The 15,133-nt window shown below is 62.3% G+C and carries 16 protein-coding genes; 10 read left to right on the top strand and 6 right to left on the bottom strand.

Going from position 1 to position 15,133, the window contains the following annotated elements:
* Window positions 1-79: 79 nt before the first annotated feature.
* The gene (locus HMPREF0975_RS15470; RefSeq protein WP_009232960.1) at window positions 80-2,053 is read left to right on the top strand and encodes a hypothetical protein; all 1,974 of its coding nucleotides are present in this window, start codon (window positions 80-82) and stop codon (window positions 2,051-2,053) included.
* 73 nt (window positions 2,054-2,126) lie between these two features.
* On the opposite strand, the gene HMPREF0975_RS04530 is transcribed toward HMPREF0975_RS15470, so the two are convergent.
* Both HMPREF0975_RS04530 and HMPREF0975_RS04525 read right to left on the bottom strand, forming a co-directional pair.
* The gene (locus HMPREF0975_RS04530; RefSeq protein WP_009232959.1) at window positions 2,127-2,813 is read right to left on the bottom strand and encodes a response regulator transcription factor; all 687 of its coding nucleotides are present in this window, start codon (window positions 2,811-2,813) and stop codon (window positions 2,127-2,129) included.
* Window positions 2,810-3,598: a sensor histidine kinase gene (locus HMPREF0975_RS04525; protein WP_049939491.1), complete on the bottom strand. Its 789-nt coding sequence runs from the start codon at window positions 3,596-3,598 to the stop codon at window positions 2,810-2,812. Before HMPREF0975_RS04525 ends, HMPREF0975_RS04530 begins: the two co-directional genes overlap by 4 nt.
* Before the next feature lie 127 nt (window positions 3,599-3,725).
* Here HMPREF0975_RS04525 and HMPREF0975_RS04520 point away from each other — a divergent pair, with 127 nt between their 5' ends.
* The 4 genes from HMPREF0975_RS04520 (at window position 3,726) to HMPREF0975_RS04505 (ending at window position 8,573) form a co-directional block, all read left to right on the top strand.
* On the top strand, window positions 3,726-4,466 hold the full coding sequence (locus HMPREF0975_RS04520; RefSeq protein ID WP_009232957.1) for an ABC transporter ATP-binding protein: 741 nt from the start codon (window positions 3,726-3,728) through the stop codon (window positions 4,464-4,466).
* Window positions 4,463-5,935, top strand: coding sequence for an FtsX-like permease family protein (locus HMPREF0975_RS04515; RefSeq protein WP_009232956.1), 1,473 nt, complete (start codon window positions 4,463-4,465; stop codon window positions 5,933-5,935). Before HMPREF0975_RS04520 ends, HMPREF0975_RS04515 begins: the two co-directional genes overlap by 4 nt.
* Window positions 5,936-6,087: 152 nt before the next feature.
* Window positions 6,088-7,671: an apolipoprotein N-acyltransferase gene (gene lnt / locus HMPREF0975_RS04510; RefSeq protein WP_009232955.1), complete on the top strand. Its 1,584-nt coding sequence runs from the start codon at window positions 6,088-6,090 to the stop codon at window positions 7,669-7,671.
* Window positions 7,672-7,736: 65 nt separating this feature from the next.
* Window positions 7,737-8,573 (top strand): polyprenol monophosphomannose synthase, encoded by an 837-nt coding sequence (locus tag HMPREF0975_RS04505; RefSeq protein ID WP_009232954.1) that lies wholly within the window; start codon window positions 7,737-7,739, stop codon window positions 8,571-8,573.
* Window positions 8,574-8,587: 14 nt separating this feature from the next.
* Here the strand turns inward: HMPREF0975_RS04505 and HMPREF0975_RS04500 are convergent, their stop codons facing one another.
* On the bottom strand, window positions 8,588-8,947 hold the full coding sequence (locus HMPREF0975_RS04500; protein WP_009232953.1) for an RNA polymerase-binding protein RbpA: 360 nt from the start codon (window positions 8,945-8,947) through the stop codon (window positions 8,588-8,590).
* A gap of 264 nt (window positions 8,948-9,211) precedes the next feature.
* Here HMPREF0975_RS04500 and HMPREF0975_RS04495 point away from each other — a divergent pair, with 264 nt between their 5' ends.
* A complete protein-coding gene (locus HMPREF0975_RS04495; RefSeq protein ID WP_049939439.1) occupies window positions 9,212-10,333 on the top strand; it encodes a 6-phosphofructokinase in 1,122 nt (373 codons plus the stop codon).
* Window positions 10,334-10,376: 43 nt separating this feature from the next.
* Here HMPREF0975_RS04495 and HMPREF0975_RS04490 read toward each other — a convergent pair whose 3' ends face one another.
* Entirely contained in the window at window positions 10,377-11,108 is a 732-nt protein-coding gene (locus HMPREF0975_RS04490; RefSeq protein ID WP_009232951.1) for a hypothetical protein, read from the bottom strand.
* 46 nt (window positions 11,109-11,154) lie between these two features.
* Here HMPREF0975_RS04490 and HMPREF0975_RS14685 point away from each other — a divergent pair, with 46 nt between their 5' ends.
* Complete coding sequence (locus HMPREF0975_RS14685) at window positions 11,155-11,454, top strand: YciI family protein (protein ID WP_009232950.1); 300 nt, start codon at window positions 11,155-11,157, stop codon at window positions 11,452-11,454.
* 21 nt (window positions 11,455-11,475) lie between these two features.
* On the opposite strand, the gene HMPREF0975_RS04485 is transcribed toward HMPREF0975_RS14685, so the two are convergent.
* Window positions 11,476-11,991: a GNAT family N-acetyltransferase gene (locus HMPREF0975_RS04485; protein ID WP_009232949.1), complete on the bottom strand. Its 516-nt coding sequence runs from the start codon at window positions 11,989-11,991 to the stop codon at window positions 11,476-11,478.
* 58 nt (window positions 11,992-12,049) lie between these two features.
* Complete coding sequence (locus HMPREF0975_RS15465; protein WP_155885603.1) at window positions 12,050-12,196, bottom strand: hypothetical protein; 147 nt, start codon at window positions 12,194-12,196, stop codon at window positions 12,050-12,052.
* 341 nt (window positions 12,197-12,537) lie between these two features.
* On the opposite strand from HMPREF0975_RS15465, the gene HMPREF0975_RS04480 reads away from it, so the two are divergent.
* Genes HMPREF0975_RS04480 through HMPREF0975_RS04470 form a run of 3 tightly spaced genes read left to right on the top strand, consistent with a single transcriptional unit; the run spans window position 12,538 to window position 15,026 of the window.
* A complete protein-coding gene (locus tag HMPREF0975_RS04480; protein WP_009232948.1) occupies window positions 12,538-13,650 on the top strand; it encodes an ABC transporter permease in 1,113 nt (370 codons plus the stop codon).
* A complete protein-coding gene (locus tag HMPREF0975_RS04475) occupies window positions 13,647-14,357 on the top strand; it encodes an ABC transporter ATP-binding protein (protein WP_009232947.1) in 711 nt (236 codons plus the stop codon). The genes HMPREF0975_RS04480 and HMPREF0975_RS04475 overlap by 4 nt, the downstream gene beginning before the upstream one ends.
* Before the next feature lie 45 nt (window positions 14,358-14,402).
* Complete coding sequence (locus HMPREF0975_RS04470; protein WP_009232946.1) at window positions 14,403-15,026, top strand: SGNH/GDSL hydrolase family protein; 624 nt, start codon at window positions 14,403-14,405, stop codon at window positions 15,024-15,026.
* The last annotated feature ends 107 nt before the right edge of the window (window positions 15,027-15,133 follow it).

Raw genomic sequence — 15,133 nt, 5'->3', positions numbered from 1 at the left:
CCACCAGGCGATTTTCATAGCGTCGCTTGAAGCAAAGGATCGCGCCAACATATAATTCAGCTAATGAAAGAACATCTCAATGAACCCCAAAACAACGCGCCTCCAGCTCTTGACATCTGAATATGAACAAACAAAAGAAGATGAGCGCTCATATACTGCAGTATACTCGACATTGATTGCCACTGGCGTCGCTGTCCTCACAGCACTTCTCGTCTTCACACAACAAGTTATAGACCACGCCGGAAAACCAGATCAGTTCCCACAACCACTAATTGCCGTGGCGCCAATGTCTGCAGTTACAGTCGTCGCTTTCTCGGAATGGATTGGCTCAAGAAAATCTGTACGAGGGTTTTATCTTCGGGCACTCGAACGCGAGATTAGGGCAGAACTGACAAAAATTACTGAGAACGACGCTGACGTCAATTTTCAATCTTATCAAGGACTAAAAATTGCAAGCCTCGGGGAACTTCTGATCGAACATGACTCCCTCTCGAAGTATTCTAAAACACGCGGCGGCCAATTGATTGTCATACTCGCAACTTGCCTTACTCTAATTTTTGGCGGCATCACTGTTGCCCTTGGCTACTACACAGATAGCCACTGGCGATGGGCGATGTTAGTCACATATGGAACTTTCTTTGGACAAGCAGCACACTCTTACGTGAAAGCAAATCGCGCAGGAAGAAAACATTTTGAAGAGTGCGTCACATCCTATAAAAAACGTCTTGAAGTTGATCTACTTCCGTTAGACAGAGACACAAAGACATGGTTATCCTATATTATATTGCCACACCCCAATGATTTAATTAAGTCACCATTCACCATCCTAGGCATCGTTATTGGCGTATTTGCTTCTAGGGTGACGCACAATTGGAGTGTCGTTCTATCGACGTTTTTTGTGATCGAGGTTCTTGTTTATCAAACTCGTTACATTTTGAATGACTGTATTGGCATACGCGAAGATCAGGATTCTCCCAGTCGGGGCTTGCGACGAAGACTTCCTGTCGAGAGAGTTAACGGTGCCTTGAGATGGGCTGCGGTAAGGGTGGCCGTAGCAATCTGGACGATTTTGTGGATTAAAGATCAGACAGAGAGCGCCGACGTCGCAGCAAGACTTGCAACTCTGCTGCTCTTACTTATTTTTCTCAGCATGACGTACGAAATAGTTCGAAACTGGGAAAGAGTGCGTGGCGCGATGACATACCGAGCCAATGCCGATCATGATTCGCCTTCCAGATGGAGGAAACTTCACGCCATTATCATCCTCGCACTGGTAACACTTGGATACCCGCTTCGCCTGGTTGGAAGTATTTGGGTGATAGCGGGCCCAAACGGCATTATGTCAGGCTATCAATTATTTTTTCTTGCAATTGCCTGTGTTTCTTTAGGGTTAGTCTTCGTGACACCAACATGGATTCTCGAAGCATTTACATATGTGAACGATACCGCAAATCAGGGCCGAACATTCATCTGCAGTACTAGAATCAGGCGCAAATACCACCGGATGACCCTCGCAAGGATTTCTGGATTCGACTTGAAAGTAGGTAAAACTGACAACACGACCTCTAGTTTCAATAATTTCCATGCGTTCCAGGAACTGGAGTACAGAAATTTCGCACCCTGGCGCGTTGGTGTTGCCGCATACCACATCTCTCTGATCACACTACTCTATTCATTATTTCCTCATACACACAGAAACGGACAGTTTTCGATTCTACTCATTCTTGTATTAATAGTTGACCTACTATTTAAGTCGACAATCGTCCGTAATTATGAGTTTTACGCTAAACTATTATTCTGTGTCACATGGGGAGTTTTTACATACTTTGATTTTCTGTGCACATCTAGCATTATGAGGGCTTCAATTTCGCTAAGTTGCTTTGTGTTATTGTTTGTCCCAGTGTTTATCGAGAAAATGGCGCATCGTTCCGGCTACGCCGACGTGCTCACAATGGCGATCACACTGAAATGTAATACTATAAGTCTTACGCGAACTCTCTGTTGGATAGTTTGGAATGGTTATAGACCTAAGTTGAAGCGACAAAACAACTAGTCTTGAGGCGATTCAGTATGACTTGTCAATTTAAGTCAGTCTTGTATTTTGGTAAAAATAAGAGACAAATTGACTACCGACCGAAACTATCTCTGAGGAAGGCAAGGATGGCGCGCACCCGCCGGTTCTCCTCGGAGGGGTCCAGCCCCAGCTTGAGGAAGATCGCCGAGACGTGCTTGGCGACTGCCGCCCCTGACACAACCATCTGAGCCGAGATCTGACTGTTCGACAGCCCCCGGGCCATGAGCTCGAGGACCTCGAGCTCGCGCGGCGTCAGATCCGCGAGCCCCGAGCGAGAGCTGCGCACCATGGCCCGGGCCACCTCCGGGTCGGTCACCATGCCTCCGGCCAGGACCACTCGCAGGGAGCCCAGGAAGTCCGCAACCTCCGAGACCCTGTCCTTGAGCAGGTAGCCTGTTCCACCGGCGTCTACCGGGGCATCGGAGGCGAGGAGCTGCTGGGCGTAGGTCGCCGACACGTACTGGCTGAGCACCATGATGGACACGGCTGGGTGACGGCGCCGAATATCCAGCGCTGCCTCCAGGCCGTCGTTCCTCATGGACGGCGGCATACGGACATCGGTGATCACGGCATCAGGTAGGCGTCCCCGGCCATCCAGGTAGTCGATGCGCTGGACGAGTGCCGGCGCACTGCTCTCCCGGGCGACGACGTCGTAGCCCTGGCGCTCCAGCAGGCCCGCCAGCCCCTCGCGCAGGAGGGCCGAGTCATCGGCGATCACCAGTGAGGGGGCCGTGTTCATGTCTCCTGCCCTTCTGCGCCAATCGTGCCGCCCGCACTATCCACACTGTCGATGCCAGTACCGCTCTCCCCGCGGGCCAGGAGGAGGGGCAGGTGCGCCGCGACCTGGGTCGGCCCACCCGGGGGACTGGACAGCAGAAGCTCTCCACCGAAGGCCGCAAGCCGTTCTCTCATGCCCGCCAGGCCGTGACCCGGCTGGAGATAGGCCCCGCCGGGTCCGGTATCGACGACGCAGACTCTCAGGGTATTATCCACGGTCAGCAGGATCGTGACCTCGGCTCCGGGAGCATGCTTGAGCGCATTGGTCATCGCCTCCAGAGCAAAGAAGTAGGCGGCTGCCAGGACGCCCTCAGGCATCGTCGGCAGAGGGTGCGGACAAACGATTCTGATGGTCCTGCCAGTCCTGTCGACTCGATCCACCGCGTCTGTCAGAGCCGCTTCCAGGCCGAGGTCGGTGAGCACCTGGGGGTGGATACCGCGCACCGTGGTGCGCAGCGACTCGAGCCCGCCGGCGATGGCCGACTTCGCCTCAGCTAGAAGAGCAGCGAGTGCGGGATCCATGGTGACGGCAGGGGAGAGCTGCGCCTCGCCGAGCTTCATGAGCCCGACGACGAGCCGTTGCTGAGCGCCGTCGTGCAGATCGCGTTCGATACGGCGGCGCTCGACCTCGTAGGCCGCAACGATCTCCCGACGGGAGGCTGTCAGCTCAGCGATCCGTCGGGCGGCAACGGCCTCATGCGTGGGTCTGACCTTGCCGAGCCATCGCGGAGAGAACCTGAGCTGCACGCCTCCAAGGTACCGTGTCCCGTCCGCCTGAGCTGGCAGGCCGGGCATCGGCTGCCTAAGAGGTATACCCAGCACTACCTCGACAGCAGTGCGAGCACTATCGCTATCGCGCCGAGAAGACGATGAAATGAGAGGCATGAGCACACCACTGATCACCACCAGCGATATTGTCAAGCGATTCGGTACGGTGACGGCTCTGGCCGGAGTGAGTATCAACATCTCCGTAGGTGAGAGCGTCGCGATCATGGGGCCCTCGGGCTCAGGCAAATCGACCCTGCTGCACTGCCTGTCCGGAGTCCTCGTCCCGGACCAGGGGAGCGTTAGCTTCGGGGGCACCGAGATCTCCGGTCTCACTGATGCGCGGCGATCCCATCTGCGGTTGTGCGAGCTGGGATTCGTTTTTCAGGACAGCCAACTCATCCCCGAGCTACCGGCTCGGGAGAACGTGGCTCTTCCGCTCATGCTTACCGGCACACCGACGCGTTCGGCACTGCGCGCCGCCGACGACATGCTTGCCCGGCTCGGCCTGGCGGATCTCAAGGGCCGGCGCCCCGCGCAGATGTCCGGCGGTCAGGCCCAGCGGATTGCGATCGCTCGGGCGCTGGTGAGCAGTCCCCGCGCCATTTTCGCCGATGAGCCCTCCGGCGCCCTGGACCAGGCAACCGGTCACGAGATGATGCAGCTGCTGACAGCAGCCGTCTCCATGGCCGGCGCGACGCTGGTTGTGGTCACGCACGATGTCAATGTCGCACGCTGGTGCTCGCGCCTCATCGAGATCCGTGACGGACTGGTCCACTCCGACCGTCTCTTGAACGTCAACACGGCCGACCGCTCCGCACTGGCCTCGGGGATGGAGACGATCCGATGAATACCTCAAGCACTTCAGGTCCCCGCTCCATCAGCGTGTCCAGGGCAGACTCCTCCCGCCCCGGCTTTCAGGTCCTCGCCTGCCTCACTGCGCGCCTGACCCGTGCACGGCTCGCCTCCCGCGAGGGAGAGACGCTGCTGTACCTGGCCAGCGTCCTGGCCTACACCGTAGCCACCTGCGCGGCCTTGACCGTCGCTGGGGGCACGTGGATGCTCTACAGCCGTGGAACGCACCCCGAACGGATTCCGGTGTGGGTGGACGCGGCCAAAAACGCGGGCTATGGCTTCGACTTCATGGCATCGCAGTACCTCAGCATGTCGGTTCTGGCCTGCGCCATGCTGGTGCCGGCCATGGTGGGGCTGGCCTCCAGTGCCGCGGTCCTGGGAGCGCGCAGCCGTGAAAGGCGCCTGGCTGTTCTGCGCCTGATGGGCCTGTCCGGGGCCGACGTCACCCGTATGTCCCTGCTGGACGCCCTTGTCCAGTCGGTGGTAGGCGCAGTCATCGGCACCGCTGTCTACCTGGTCACGCTTCCCGCCTGGGGCGGACTCACCGCCATGGGAACCCGGATCACCGCCGGCGAGATGGTGCTGCCACTGCGGTACCTGGCCGTTGTCCTGGTGGGAGTCGTCACGGTTGGCCAGGTTTCGGCCTGGCGGGGGCTGCGCCAGGTGCGGATCTCCCCACTGGGTGTCTCACGACGGACCAACAGACCGCGTGCCGGCGTCTGGCGCGTCATCGTGTTCCTCGTGACGCTATTCGGTGCCCCGCAAATCATCAGGTCGGTACCGCAGCAGCACCGTTTCATCATCGTGTGCGTCATGGTCGTGGCACTCATCGCCGTCTTCGACCTGGCCGGGTCATGGTTCACGCAGCTGCTCTCCCGGGGGCTCGCCCACCTACGCGGCCCGGTCATGCGTTGGACCGCTCGCCGCATCCAGGCCGCACCCACCACGACGTGGCACCGGGTCTCCGCCATGGGGCTGCTGGCCTTCATCGGCGGTTTCATGTCACCCATGCCGCTGGGGCTGAGCACCATGTCAACAAAGGAAACCGATTCGGCTGAGTCTTTCATCTACGGCATCCTGTGGGACGTTGACAAGGGTGCCATCATCACCCTGGCCTTCGGGTTCGCCCTGACGGCCACATCCATCCTCATCACCCAGGCCTCAGGAACCATTGAGCGCGCAGAGCAGTCCCGCAGTCTGCGCCGCATGGGCGCTCCCGCAGGCTACGGCCTGCGCGTCATGTGGATGGAGGCCTATACGCCACTCCTCCTCGCCGTTCTGGGTGGTGCGGGACTGGGCATCGTCATGGGCTCCCTCCTGATGGGTACCTCTCCAATGTCCGGCACGTCTCCGCTGGCCCTTGGCGTCATCATCGTCGGCCTGGTGCTCACAGGCCTTGCCCTGAGCGCCTGCCATCCGTTGTACCACCGGCTCCTGGGGACCCAGGAGCGCCACAACGACTGACGCTCCCGCACCCGGTTCCACCCATCTACGGGAACGAGAAGAGGCGCAGGCGCATTGCCCGTATGCTTCACCGCGTGACAGTGCCCTCCCGGTCGCCCTCCTGGCTGCGTTCCTGCTCTCCCCGCTGGCTTCACCGATCAGCCCCAGCCGTCGTGTCACTGCTGGCGGGTCTGGCCACCTACACCGCCTTTCCGCCGATGAACCTGTGGTGGTCGGCCCTCATCGGGGTCGGGGCACTCATGCTTCTCATCCGCGGTCGCGGGTTCTGGGCCGGGGCCGGGCTGGGGCTGCTCTACGGTTTCGGTCTGTTCACGCCCCTGCTGCACTTCACGATGGTGGGCATGGGCAACCCGATCGGTTGGATCGCGCTGACGGTCTTCGAATCGCTCTATCTGGCCGGTTTCGGCGGGGCCTGGGCCGTGGTAAGCCACCTCCCACGGCTCAAGGGATCATCCGGTGGGCTGCGCGTGCTGCGCCGGGTGCCCACCGGCGTCGCGAACGTGCTCGCCTTTGCTCTGCTGTGGTCAGGGGTCGAGGAGCTGCGCTCCGTCTGGCCGTTGGGCGGTTTCCCCTTCGGTCGCCTGGCCTTCGCCATGGCCGACGCACCGGTCCTACCGGCTGCGGCCTACCTCGGCAGCGCCGGGGTGGGACTGCTGGTCGCGCTGGCCGCAGCATGCGCGGCCCACGCGGCTCAGGCCGTCTACAAGCGCCGCGTCATCCCCGTCGTCGTCTCCACGGTGCTCGCCGCGACCCTGCTCATCGCGCCCCACGCGCTGCCGCTGGACACTCGCGCAGAGAACGGCACTGTTCGCATCGGTGCCGTCCAGGGCAATGTGGCCACCGACTTCGAGGACGCCTTCAATCGGGCTCTGGAGGTCACCGGCAACCACGCTGCAGCTACCAAGGAACTGGCCTCCGACGTCGGTCCCGGCGGTCTCGACCTGGTCGTCTGGCCGGAGAACTCCGCGGATCTGGACCCGCGTGACTACCCGGCCTCGGCGACGATCGTCGACGAGGCCGCCCGGGCCGTGCAGGCGCCGGTGTTCGTGGGCGCTGTGCCCTTCGTCGGCGACATCCGCTATAACGACATCCTCGTGTGGAACCCCGGAGACGGCGCAGGGAAGTCGGATCATCCCTATTACCGCAAGCACCGACCAGTGCCCTTCGCCGAGTACATTCCCGCCCGTTCCCTCGTGCGTCGCCTGACCACCCAGGTGGATCGCGTCGGTGTCGACATGCGGCCCGGTACCGGCTCCAGCACGCTAACGGTCCCTACGGCCGCCCAGGGCCGTGCCATCACCTTCGCCATGGGGGTCTGCTTCGAGGTCGCCTACGATGACATCCTGCGCACCGGCGTCAAGCAGGGCGGGCAGGCGATTATCATTCCGACGAACAACGCCTCCTTCCTCGACTCCGGCGAGGCCGCCCAGCAGCTCGCCCAGGGGCGGGTTCAGGCCGTGGTCCACGGGCGCAGCGTTATCCAGGCCTCCACCGTCGGTTACACGGCGATCATCGACCCCCGTGGCGAAGTCGAGCAGGTCACTCGGCCATATACACGGGCGAGCCTCGTGGCCGACGTCGCGCTGCGCAGTTCCCAGACCATCGCCGACCGGCTCGGCCCCTGGCCCGGCATCATCATCCTTACCGGCGCTGTCGTACTGATCGCGGCCGGTATCCTGAATCTTGTGCGCCTTCGGCGGAAGGCGACAGCTCCGGCTCGACGTCGTCGCGGCTGATCTCGGATACCCTCGGGGTGTCTCAGGTAGCCTCGGCACCACGCCCCCAAACCTTGGAGAGAGAAGTGAAGGCACTCGTCGTCATCCCGACCTACAACGAGATCGAGTCCCTGCCCGTGGCACTGGACCGGGTTCGTGAGCACGCACCCGAGGCAGATATTCTCGTCGTCGACGACGGCTCCCCCGACGGCACCGGCGACTACGCCAACACGCGCGCGAACGAGGACTCCCACATCCACGTCCTGCACCGCTCGGAGAAGAACGGACTGGGCCCGGCCTACCTCGCCGGATTTTCCTGGGCACTGGCGGCGGGCTACGAGCTCATCGTCGAGATGGACGCCGACGGCTCCCACCGGGCCGAGGACCTGGCCCTGCTCATTCAGCGCGCTGAGATGGCTGACGAGCCCGATCTCGTCATCGGCTCGCGCTGGGTCTCCGGCGGAGCCACCGAGGGCTGGGACGCCAAGCGGGTCGCGCTGTCGAGGGCGGGGAACCTCTATATCAATGCCATGCTGGGACTGCGCGTCAAGGACGCGACCGCCGGTTTCCGGGTCTTCCGCGCCTCTATCCTGCGCCGCATGGACCTGAGCAAAGTCGAGGCCCTCGGGTACGGCTTTCAGGTCAACATGACCAAGCTCGTCGACGAGGTCGGGGGCCGTATCGTGGAAATGCCCATCACCTTCCTTGAGCGGGAGGCGGGACAGTCCAAGCTGTCCGGGGGGATCTTCACCGAGGAGCTGTCCCTGGTGACCCGCTGGGGTGTCGCCAAGCGCTCCGGCCAGCTGCTCGACGCCGCCAAGGTCGCCGGAAGCAGACTGCGTGCGGCCCATGACAATCACCGCCGGGCCGCTGGCGGCTACCAGCGACGCCCGTCGGCCTCGTCGCGCCAGAAACGCTCTTAAGAGGACAAGGAGTCTTATCCGTCGACTCGCTCGCGGTAGACCTCGCCGCTTCGCAGCGCCTCGAGTCGCTCATTGAGGAGGACCTCGAGTTCCTCGACCTTACGGCGCTCCAGAAGCATGTCCCAGTGGGTGCGCGGGGTCTTCTTGGGCTCGTCGGGCTCGGGCTCGTCCTCGCCGCGCCGAGCGGCGGGCTGCCCACACTCGGGGCACTCCCAGGTGGGGGGTACCTCGGCCTCGGTCGACATCGGGATCTTGGTGACGTGCGCCATCGGGCACTCGTAGCCGACGATGATCCGCTCAGCGAACTCGACGCCATCCTCCGACTCCATCGACTTCGCTCCGATGGTCATGCCCCGCAGTGCGCGGTCTGCCATGTTCGTGGCCTCCTCGTGGCTCGTCTCTCGCCGGTGCCCTGCTCTCGGCGGCGCAGGCGGCTCGCCTTCAGGTCACCGGTGCGTCAACACCGGGGGAGGGCGTTTTGTTCCCACCCGTTTCGACGCGATCCGGGTAACGATGATACCGGTTGGTGGAGCATGCGACGCCGTCGGGCCGAATCAGCCGCGGAACAGAAGTGAACACTCTTGGGAACCGACGTGCACAGCGTGTGCCTAGCCTCGGAACACTGCATACTTGGCCCTATGGCTCAGCGCATCGGCATCCTCACGGCGGGCGGCGACGCCCCGGGACTCAACGCAGCGATCCGAGGCTTCGGGAAGGCGGCGATTCAGCAGCACGGGTGGGAACTCATCGGCTTCCGAGACGGCATGCGGGGTCTGGCCGAGAACCGCTTCACCGAGCTCGATGCCGCCGCACTGTCCGGAATCCTCACCACCGGCGGAACCATGCTGGGAACCAGCCGGGACAAGGTGCATCGCATGATGATGGGCGGAGAGCCCCGTGACATGGTGCCCTCGATCGTGGAGAACTGCGAGAAGAACGGGATCGACGCGCTCGTGTGCCTCGGTGGGGGCGGCACCGCGAAAAACGCCAAGCGCCTCATGGACGCGGGACTCAACGTCATCCACCTGCCCAAGACCATCGACAACGACATCGTCCACACCGACTCCTCTTTCGGCTTCGCCACGGCTCTGGAGATCGCCACGGAGGCCGTGGACAGATTGCACTCGACGGCGCACTCCCACCACCGCATCATCCTCACCGAGATCATGGGGCACCGGGCCGGGTGGCTGGCCCTGGGCGCCGGCATCGCAGGCGGGGCGGATGTCATCCTGCTGCCCGAAATTCCGTACTCGGTGGACGCGATCGCGGACAAGATCGAACGCCGCCGCTCCCACGGATCGTCCTTCTCGGTGGTGGCTGTGGCCGAGGGGGCGCTGTCGGTGACGGATCACGCAGAGCTGGAGCACGCCCGGGCCCTGGTCAAGGACGCCTCCAGCCCCGAGCGCAAGGCGATGGCCAAGCGAGGCGTTGAACGACTGGAGGCCTCCCACCGCGCCAATACCTTCACCCTGGCCGAGCAGCTGGAGGGTTTAACCGGCCTGGAGGCGCGTGTCTCCATCCTGGGGTACGTGCAGCGTGGCGGCTCGCCCTGCGGGGCCGACCGCATGCTGGGCACGCGCCTGGGAGTAGCCGGCGCCAACGCGATCGCCGAGGGCCGTTACGGCGTTATGGTCGCCGACCGCGGCAATGGGACAGAGCTGGTGCCGCTCAAGGACGTGGCCGGACGCACCAAGTTCGTTCCAGCCGACCACGAGTGGATCCAGGCCGCCCGCGCCGTGGGGACGGCGCTGGGGGACTGAGTCCTCGGCCTGAGCGGCGTGCGGCTCTGTAAACTCCCGCGCCTCAGCGGGGGAGGAGCGGCCCCGGGATCCAGGCGATCTCTCCCGGTTCCACACCGGCCGGGGCATCACCGGAGACGATGACGTCGGCGCGCTCCCAAGGGCGGTCCTTGGTGAAGAAGGTGCGCTCGCCCGCCATCCACCAGTGCCAGAAACGCACCGACTCCTCGGCGTCGCCATTGACGCCCTCTTCAATATCGCGGCTGATGCCGCGGCGCTCGGCCACATCGTCTCCGGTCTGGACCCAGACGTGAGCGTCAATGAGGCTACCGACCGCTCGTAGGCCGGCTCCGGTTCCTTCGACGACGACCAGGGGAGAGCCGGTCGGGATGCGGATGGAGCCCTCGCGGCCGTGTTCCCGCCACTTGTCCGGGACGAGGTCGAGGCAGCCGGCCTCACGCAACTGAGTCAGGGTGTCGACGAGCAGCTGGTCCCAGTCGTAGAGCGGCTCGTTCCAGATGAGGTCGTCAAGGTGGAAGGCTTGCGCGCCGGGGACGGCCGCCGTTAGTGCCGCGGTGAGCGTTGTCTTGCCGGAGCCGCCTCGTCCGTCGACGGCGATGATCGCCGGCCGTCCCTCCGGGGCTCCGATAAGACTCAGCAGGTGAGCCACGAAGTCGTCGGTGCCGCTGACCCGCCACTGAGTGACTGCGGGCTCCTCGGGCTGGAGCTGGATGGACTCAGTGCCATTCACCTGCCGGAAACGATTGTCGTCGGTGAGGTTTTGATAATTATTCATGCGATGTTTCTCCTTGGATACCAATCAAGTGCTACCATACACCATCATGGCTCACTTTTTTGTTCTTGATATTATATACACGCAGGGCGCTGAAGCCGTCGACCCCTACCTGGAGGCCCATCGTCAGTACCTTACCCACCATTACAAAAATGGTAGATTCCTAGCCAGTGGGCGCAAGGATCCCAGAACGGGCGGTATCATTATTGCTGTCGGTGCGCGCAACGAGATTTCAGAAGTTGTGACTGAAGACCCGTTCGTAGTGAACGGTGTCGCAAAGTATACCATTACCGAATTTATTCCGACAATGACGTCACCTCATCTCGAGAATTATCGCGAAAACCTGTAAATAGTGAACATAAGTCTCCAATCAATGTAAAGAACGGCTCATGATGGTCAGATCGAGGAGCTGTCCGAGCTTCTCACCTGCCTGCGGGACAGTGCCGACAATGTTGAAACCATAGCGTTCGTGCAGATGTACCGAGGCCATATTGCCGGCCTCGATGAGAGCGATCATAGTGCGGTCCCCGGCCGCCCTGGAGGCCTCGATTAGTGCGGCCAGAAGCCTGGAGCCAAGGCCATGACCTTGAACGGCTGGGGACAGGTAGATAGAGTCCTCGACCGTGCGGGCATAACCCTCGTAGGAGTGCCATGCACCGGCGACCGCGAAGCCGACGATCTCTTGAGGCTTACCGTCCACATGGGCGACGAGTGCCGTTCCGCGCTGGACCATGGGGGCCAGCCATGCCTCAGCCTGGACAGAGTCCTGCTCAACGCTCGTCCAGATCGCCAGGGACTCCCGTACGGCCGCATTGCGGAGACAACGGATACCGGGGGAGTCCTCCATGGTTGCTGGACGGATCCGGTAGATCCTTGCCGTCGTCATGAGCCGCCTTTCTCAACATATTGGGCCAGGTATCGGCCCGTCGGAGTCGTCCGGTCCGTCACCATCTGGTCGGCGTTCCGGTGGACACGATACGACCGCCGTCGTGGCCGATTCCGGGGCCGAGATCAATGATCCTCCAGTCAGCGTGCGCCATGATGGCCTGATGATGCTCGGTGACGAGCACCGACGACGCGGATGACGTCATGGTTGTCAGCAGGGATCCGTGCGGTCGTCTCTCCGGTAGTTTGTCCAGCTCTCACGGAAGCGATTGTGCCGGGTGGCGCCAGATCACGCCTGGGCGGCAGCACAGAGCAGCGCGGAAGCGCCACTCACCTATTGCCGATAATGCACATTATGTCATTTTCGCTGAAGTGAGAGGCTCCCCTCCGGCAACCTCGTCCGTCGCAACCTCCAGAAAGCCCCGCTGACGCGCACCACGACGCTGTGCGCTCTCATCCGTCGCGTCATGCGAACCGCAAACACCGTGTAGCGTTCGCAGAGCGCGCCAGCAGGCTCGCCTACCGAATATTTTCATCAGGGAGCCTCATGTTCCTTGCAATACGCGAGATCCGCCACGAACCCGCTCGCTTCGCCCTCATCATCTCCGTCATCACCCTGGTGGCGTACCTCACTTTTTTTCTGGGCTCATTGGCCATCGGGCTGGCACACCTCTACCGCGCCGGAATCGACGGCTGGAACAGTGCCAGCATCGTCATCACCGATGCCTCCAATGAGAACCTCTCCGCCTCACGTCTGAGTGACGAACAGGTCAGCACCGCCAAGGCGTTGGCCAAGGAGAACGGCACAACCGCATCAACCCTTATGAGTATGGCCGCCGTGGCCCAGGCTCCGGACGTCAAGGACGAGGATGGCGAGGCACTGAGAGATGACGTTTTCGCCCTCGGCATCGACCTGGATGGAGAGCTCAGCCCTGCTGTGGCCAGCGGCCGAGCGATTTCCAACCCCGGTAAGGAGATTCTCGTTGACGACTCCCTTGAGGCCAAGGGAGTCAGACTTGGCGACACAATCCGGCTCCTGGGCTCCGACCACGACTGGACAATCGTCGGCTTCACCCAGGACACGACCCTTCAATCGGCTCCCATGGTGATCCTGGATCGTCAAGCGCTAAGTCAGCACGGACCCGCCAGCCTGTCCCCCGCGGTCTCGGCGGTCGCGTTCAAGGCGGACCTCACCACAGACAGCAAGGCCATGAAGACCGCGCAGGATGCGGGTCTGACGATCCTCACCAGCGAGGAGCTCATTGAGACACTACCCGGGTACTCGGCACAGGTTCTCACCTTCAGCCTCATGATCGGTTCGCTGATCATCATCGCCTCAACCGTGCTGGGCATCTTCATCTATGTGCTGACCCTGCAGAAGCGATCGGTTCTAGGGATCCTCAAGGCACGTGGTATACCCACGGGCTACCTCATCCGTTCCGGCTGCGCACAGACACTCGTGCTGGCAGTCACCGGTGTCGGTACTGGGCTACTCCTGACGTTAGGGACCTCCTTGGCCCTGCCCAGCGCCGTGCCGTTCAGAATCTCCATTCCCCTCGATCTGCTCATCGCCGCCGCCTTCATCCTCATCTCCGTCATCGGCGGTTTCATCTCCGTGCGGATCATCTCCAAAATAGACCCAGCGGAGGCCATCTCATGACGACGTCCACGGCACCAACCACAGTCATGTCCCTGAACTCGGTGAGCCGGGATTACCGCCAAGGCGATGAAACCGTTCACGCGCTGCGCAGCACGAACCTTCAGCTCCGCGCCGGTGAGCTGGTGGGCATTCTGGGGCCATCCGGCTCGGGGAAGTCAACGCTCCTGACTATCATGGGCGGTTTGCGCACCCCTTCCAGCGGTACTGTCACCATCTCGGGCGAGCCATTCTCCGCCCTGCCGGAGAAGCGCAGGGCCAGGCTCCGGTTTCGGCGCATCGGTTTCGTTCTCCAGGCCTCGGGCCTGGTTCCCTTCCTGAGGCTCAACGACCAGTTCGGTCTGCACAACCGGGTGGGCCGCACGAAAGATAACACCGATAGACGCGATCATCTCCTGGACTCACTCGGTATCTCGAAGCGAGCTCACGCCTACCCCTCCGAGCTCTCCGGGGGCGAGCGGCAGCGCGCTGCCATCGCGGTGGCGCTCTATCACGAACCGGACATCATCCTTGCGGACGAGCCGACCGCCTCTCTGGACACCAGGCATGCTCAGGATGTGGCCCACCTGCTTGCTGATCAGACCCACGAGCTGGGCAAGGCCACCGTCATGGTCACCCACGACGAGCGGCTTCTCCCCATGTGCGACCGGGTTCTGGTCATGCACGACGGCGTCCTGACCGAGAAGAGCGGCAGAGCCGACTCGCACTGAGCCCGCGCTGGTTCGTCCCTGCCCGGGGAACTACAGTCGTGAGGCGTGTCCACGATTCCGAACTCTGACCACTTCCCCACGGCCGTCTTCCTCGGTGACTCCGTCACGACCGGCTGGCGAGCACTGAGCCATCCCCGCAACCGCTGGACGTCGCTGGTGTGCGAGCACCAGCGGTGGCGGGAAGTGAATCTGGCGGCGGACGGTCTCGGCTTCTTCGCGCGCCGCGGAGGTCATCTTCCCGGAGGCCAGCGCTCGCCGTCGTGCCGAGACAGAACCTGGTTGGAGGCGGTTCTACGCTGTGAGCCCGACGTCGTTACGATCAGCCTGGGCCTGAATGACGCTGCTTTCCTCCCCTCACAGCGTGAGCTGGTCGAACAGGCGATCGACCATGACCTCACCTTCATCTCCGCCCGGCTGCGGAGTGCAACGATCGTCATCGCCCCCTATTTTCCCTCTCTGGAGATCGGCCCCAGGTTCCAGGCCATCCACCGGCTCGTCCACGAGAGGGCCACCTCTGTGGGCCTGACCTCCACCGATGCGCTGACAACGGCGATCAACGGCGACGAGGATCGACTGGCCATCGACGGCATCCATCCCGACGACGCCGGGCACGCCCAGATGGCCCGCGCCATGATCTCCTTCTACGTCGGAATCCTGCCGAGCACGTAACCTTCCATTCACGTTTGTGCAGGTCAGTTGGGGAATGACTCCCTCGAGGCATATGCTTGAGAGCAGATCGCACCAACCGTGAACGACCAAGGAGCTCGAGGACCCAC

The organism is Actinomyces sp. oral taxon 849 str. F0330 (genome assembly GCF_000239715.1).
In the GTDB taxonomy this organism is placed as follows: Bacteria; Actinomycetota; Actinomycetes; order Actinomycetales; family Actinomycetaceae; genus Actinomyces; species Actinomyces johnsonii.
Note: the sequence above shows the minus strand (reverse complement) of the source record. Positions and strands in the feature narration are given on the sequence as shown.